The organism is Microbacterium paludicola, assembly GCF_039529675.1.
Lineage (GTDB): Bacteria > Actinomycetota > Actinomycetes > Actinomycetales > Microbacteriaceae > Microbacterium > Microbacterium paludicola.
This window is the reverse complement of the sequence record NZ_BAAANG010000032.1, coordinates 1-4,341: the sequence shown is the minus strand read 5'-3', so window position 1 is coordinate 4,341 and position 4,341 is coordinate 1. Positions and strand designations below refer to the sequence as shown.

7 protein-coding genes are annotated in these 4,341 nt (G+C 63.3%); 3 read left to right on the top strand and 4 right to left on the bottom strand.

Features of this window, described 5'->3' with window-relative positions; translation table 11 throughout:
- Positions 1-270, top strand: a 270-nt coding sequence (locus ABD161_RS13275) for an Atu4866 domain-containing protein (protein WP_344003818.1), incomplete at its 5' end; no start/stop codon positions are given.
- On the opposite strand, the gene ABD161_RS13270 is transcribed toward ABD161_RS13275, so the two are convergent.
- The gene (locus ABD161_RS13270; protein WP_344003816.1) at positions 267-1,091 is read right to left on the bottom strand and encodes a helix-turn-helix transcriptional regulator; all 825 of its coding nucleotides are present in this window, start codon (positions 1,089-1,091) and stop codon (positions 267-269) included. The genes ABD161_RS13275 and ABD161_RS13270 overlap by 4 nt on opposite strands.
- A 152-nt stretch (positions 1,092-1,243) precedes the next feature.
- Between ABD161_RS13270 and ABD161_RS13265 the strand changes: the two genes are divergently transcribed.
- A complete protein-coding gene (locus ABD161_RS13265) occupies positions 1,244-1,687 on the top strand; it encodes a nuclear transport factor 2 family protein (protein WP_344003814.1) in 444 nt (147 codons plus the stop codon).
- Positions 1,688-1,809: 122 nt separating this feature from the next.
- Here the strand turns inward: ABD161_RS13265 and ABD161_RS13260 are convergent, their stop codons facing one another.
- Positions 1,810-2,058, bottom strand: coding sequence for an Atu4866 domain-containing protein (locus ABD161_RS13260; protein WP_344003811.1), 249 nt, complete (start codon positions 2,056-2,058; stop codon positions 1,810-1,812).
- A 19-nt stretch (positions 2,059-2,077) separates the two neighbouring features.
- Complete coding sequence (locus ABD161_RS13255; RefSeq protein WP_344003808.1) at positions 2,078-2,821, bottom strand: Atu4866 domain-containing protein; 744 nt, start codon at positions 2,819-2,821, stop codon at positions 2,078-2,080.
- A gap of 165 nt (positions 2,822-2,986) precedes the next feature.
- On the opposite strand from ABD161_RS13255, the gene ABD161_RS13250 reads away from it, so the two are divergent.
- On the top strand, positions 2,987-3,856 hold the full coding sequence (locus tag ABD161_RS13250; protein WP_344003820.1) for a helix-turn-helix domain-containing protein: 870 nt from the start codon (positions 2,987-2,989) through the stop codon (positions 3,854-3,856).
- A gap of 65 nt (positions 3,857-3,921) precedes the next feature.
- Here ABD161_RS13250 and ABD161_RS13245 read toward each other — a convergent pair.
- Positions 3,922-4,341: hypothetical protein (locus ABD161_RS13245; RefSeq protein WP_344003805.1), on the bottom strand; the 420-nt coding region annotated here is incomplete at its 5' end.

Genomic DNA, 4,341 nt, shown 5'->3' with positions numbered 1-4,341 from the left:
CATCGTCGGATGCGACGGCCGCGTCTCCGCGAGCATCCGCAACGCCCGCTCACGCATCTCCGGCGAATACTTCCTGTTCATCGTGTTCCATCCTTACTTGAAGAACGGAACGAAAGTCAGGCCGATTCAGATCACATCGACTATCTGGACGACACCGGCTTCGCCGCGGCCGGCGATCTCATCGACGGCATACTCGCCCACGTCTCCGGGACCGAGAACCGCGACGACGATGCGATTGTGCACCGAGAGCTTCGTGCGCAGCGGCATTAGGTGATTGCGAACTGCGCAAGGTCGCAAAGGCGTTCAGCCTCGATGGAGGACGCGTCCGTCGTGTAGATCACGATACGGAGGTCGTCGTCACTGGTGATGAGAACGTCGCAGTCGAGCGTGATCTGTCCAAGAAGCGGACTGAGGATGGCCTTGCGCTCCGCCCTAAAGGGCTCCACCACGCCCTCCGCCCAGAGCAGAGCGAAATCCGTCGACCCTTCGAGCAGCTCGGCGATCAACGACCGAATCTCCCTGTCCTGCGGGTATCGCCCGGCCGCGGTGCGGAGATCCGCGGCCAAAGCCCTTTGGAACTGCGCGTATTGCTGGTGATCTTGCATCGTATGACGGTCCCGTTGCAAAAACGTCTGCCGGAGGAGATTGCGCCCCACATAAGAACGCTCCTCGCCCAGAAGCGCGACCCAGAGTCGGTTTCGGGAGAGCATGGTCCAACTCGCGTCGTATACGGCGAGCGGAGTGTTCACGAGCTGTGCAAGCATGCGTTGTACGCCCGGGGAGATATGTCGCGACACGGCGAGCCGACCCGGCGGCAGAAGCCCTGCCAGAAGATACAAGTGTTCAAGCTCGTGATGCGAGAGTCGGAGTGCCCGGCCGAGTGCGGCCACGACCTGCGGCGAGGGGCTCTCCGAGCGCCCCTGCTCCAGGCGCACGATGTAATCCACAGAGAGGTTTGCCAACGAGGCGAGTTCTTCGCGTCGTATGCCGGGGACCCGCCGTTCCGAGCGCACGGGCAGCCCCAGATCTCCCGGGTTGACGCGGTCTCTCCAGGATCTCAGTGTCGCCGCCAGTTCGCCTCGTGATCCCATTAATCCATTATGAGCCCGTCCTCATCGGCGCGCATGGTACGCCCGGTACTAGGACGAACGCTCCCTTCTCGTGCCGACACAAGGTCCGTAGCGTCGATCCCGGCCGACCGAGCGAATGGCTCGGCCGGGTCTGATCGAAAGGACTCATCACAATGGCAACGACAAACACCTCACTCGCGGTGGCCCAGCAGTTCATCGCTGCCTTCGAGAACCGTGACCCTGATGCGGTAGTCGCGACTCTGCGCGAGGATGCGACCCTAACCATCCGTCTCCACATCGATGGCTCCCCAGCGCCCTGGTACGAGTTCGACGGCGCTGACCACATCCGCGGATACATCACCTCCGTCGCCGCGAAATTCGACTCGGTGTCGTTCCTCGACCAAGTGTGGACTGTTGGGCACGATGGCGGCGCAGCCTTCGTCGAGACGCGAGGTAACATCCTGTCCAGCGCAGAGAAGCTCACCTATCGCAACGTTTACGTCTTCAAGTTCGAGATCGATGGTGAGAAGATCACGGCCGTCACCGAATACGCCAACCCCGTCACGTACGCCAATCTCGGCATCGAGGACTCTGAAGCTGAGGCTGCAGCGCGCTAAGGAGAAGCGAAGGATCGTGTTGAGCCATCCTTCCCTGCCGTAGACAGACTGCGTTTTACGTTCGCGTGTTGGCCGCAGATCGAGTACTCGATCTGCGGCCAACACGCAGCGTCGCAGGCCTGCTAAGAGGTGTGGCGCAGGATCATTCCTCCGTGATGTAGGACGCCGTCGATGAAGTCGCCGTCGGCGGTGAATCCGGTGTCGTCGACGTAGTCGATATGGTCACCGGTCACGACGTATCGGCCGGTGTACGCGCTCTCGCGCGTTCCACGCGCTTCCACGTATCGACCGTTCGGCAGAAGCTCGTGTCGGACGTGTCCGTCGGACGTTTCCCACATGCCGACGTAGGGATGTGTCGTCGCTTCGGGCATGGTGTGGCTCCCTTCGAGGTCAGCGGCGGTTGAGGATATACGGCCCGTGGTGGAGGACACCGTCGACGAACTCGCCGAAAGCCCAGAAACCAAGATCGTCAAGGTAGTCAATACGATCACCGTCGATCCAGAACGACCCCTGGAAGGCGTGCGGGCGGCCCCCGCGGGTCTCGTCGTAGCGTCCATCTGCGGTGAGCTCCTGGTAAAGGAAATCAGACTGATCGATCCACATGCCCACGTACGGGCTCGCGGACGGAGAAACCTCACCCACGTGGCTCCGGTCGAGCTGTGCCGGCGCGTTCACCGTGCGCTCACCGTTCCAGAGCGCGACCTTGCCGTCGATGACGATCGCTGCGATCGACTCCGGGTGAGTGAGCACGCTGGCGACGGCGCTGGCGGCGTCTTCGGCCAGTTCAGCGTCGACGACTGCGAAGGTCCCCGTGTTGCCTGGCCAGAGGGTTCCGACGTCCGACGAGCGGTCGCGGTTGAGTCCGAGCGCGGCGCGAGCGTCGACCACCATGGGCACGATGACCATGCCCGTGCAGTCGATCACCAGGGCGTTGTCATCGCCTGCCGCGGTCACGATGCCGGGGCCGGTCCCGACGATGAATCCCTCGCCCAGGAGGATGTCGGCGTCCTTCATCTCGTCGACGAGGGAGTCGAACAGGTGGACGCGCGCGCCGACGAACAGCAGCGGCTGTGCGTAGTCGGCCTGGTTGTCGATGATGCGTTCCAGCAGCTCGGGTGTGAATGCGTTGTTCATGTCTTCCTCCTCGATCTCCGTGGTGGAGATCCTGACCTCCAGCGTGCGGAGTTCGCTGTCCGGAAGGCAGAGCGCGGTTCACCCCGGCGGCGCGCACCCTGGTTGCGGGCAGTGCCGCTCGCTGACGGGGAGGTGCGGTGCACCCTGGTTCAGAGATCCGAGGACATGCAAGCTGTCTGTATGGCACGAAATGACCTCGGAGACTTCCTCGCAGCGCGCCGCGCTTCGATCAGTCCCGGTGCCGCCGGGATCCGTTGGAGCGGCGTGCGCCGGGTGCCCGGGCTCCGGCGCGAGGAGGTGTCCATGCTGGCAGGCGTCAGCGCCGACTACTACGCAAGGCTGGAGCAGGGTCGCGAGCAGAACCCGTCCGCTTCAGTCCTCAACGCGCTCAGTCGAGCGCTGGACTTGTCACCGGATACGCGCGAGCACTTGTACCGGTTGGCCGGGATCACGCCCGCTCCAGCACCTTCGCCCATTGTCGAGAGCGTGGACCCGTCGCTGCTTCGTTTGATGGACGCGTGGCCCGACACTCCCGCTTTCGTCCTCAACCGGCGGCTCGACATTCTCGCGCTGAATCCTCTGGCACGCGCGCTCTACTCCGCGTTCGACACCGCTCAGAACCTGGCTCGGATGGTGTTCGCGGATCCCGCAGGCGCAACGTTCTTCGAGGACTGGGATCGATCCGCACATGCGAGCGTCGCCAACATCCGGCTGGCGCTGGGTTACGACGCGCATGACAGCGCGACCCTGGCATTGGTTGAGGAGCTACAGACCAGCAGTTCGCGTTTCGCTGAGCTTTGGGTGAAGAACGACGCGCGTGGGAAGAGCCATGAGGCCAAGGCGTTCATCCATCCGGATGTCGGACACCTCACGCTCGAGTTCAACGCCTTTGACGTGCGCGGTGCGACCGGCCAGCAGTTGATCGTCTACCGGGCAGAACCTGGGTCAGCGAGCGATGGCGCTCTCAAACTGCTCGCGACGATCGCGGCTACTCGTGTTGCGGCGAATGCCGTCGGGGTGGGTAGCGAGAGGTAGCTGGGAGGCATCGGGTGCATGGGGTCCTCAGTGCAGGCTCGGCCACACCAAGGACCCCATGCGCACTACTGCACGACGATGTTCGCCGTGTGCACGGGATTCGTGAACCCGAGTTCAGCCAGCGAGGTCGCGTAACCGGTGCTTCCCGGCATCCGGATCGAGTCGAACACCACGTTGCGAATGTTCGATGTGGGGCTGAACCCGCTCAGGATCGGGGTGCTTGTTCCGTGGTCACGGACGTTGATGTGGCTGACGGTGACCCCGTCGATCGGTCCCGCTCCGTCGTTGTAGGCGTCTCCGATCTGGAAGAGCGCCCACGTGCGCCACACGTTGTTGGTTTTCGTGACCCGCTCGATATCGATGTTGCGGAACAAGATGTCGCCCGCCACGCCGGCGCCCGACTGGTGGTTGATGCCGATCCGGGCGTGAGGAACGGATCGGTGACAACTGATCGTTAGTGCCGGGAGGCGCTGACGGGGAGGATG

Coding starts and splice junctions, on each gene's coding strand:
- ABD161_RS13270 (WP_344003816.1), bottom strand. CDS start 1,091: ATGGGATCACGAGGCGAACTGGCGGCGACACTGAGATCCTGGAGAGAC.
- ABD161_RS13265 (WP_344003814.1), top strand. CDS start 1,244: ATGGCAACGACAAACACCTCACTCGCGGTGGCCCAGCAGTTCATCGCT.
- ABD161_RS13260 (WP_344003811.1), bottom strand. CDS start 2,058: ATGCCCGAAGCGACGACACATCCCTACGTCGGCATGTGGGAAACGTCC.
- ABD161_RS13255 (WP_344003808.1), bottom strand. CDS start 2,821: ATGAACAACGCATTCACACCCGAGCTGCTGGAACGCATCATCGACAAC.
- ABD161_RS13250 (WP_344003820.1), top strand. CDS start 2,987: ATGCAAGCTGTCTGTATGGCACGAAATGACCTCGGAGACTTCCTCGCA.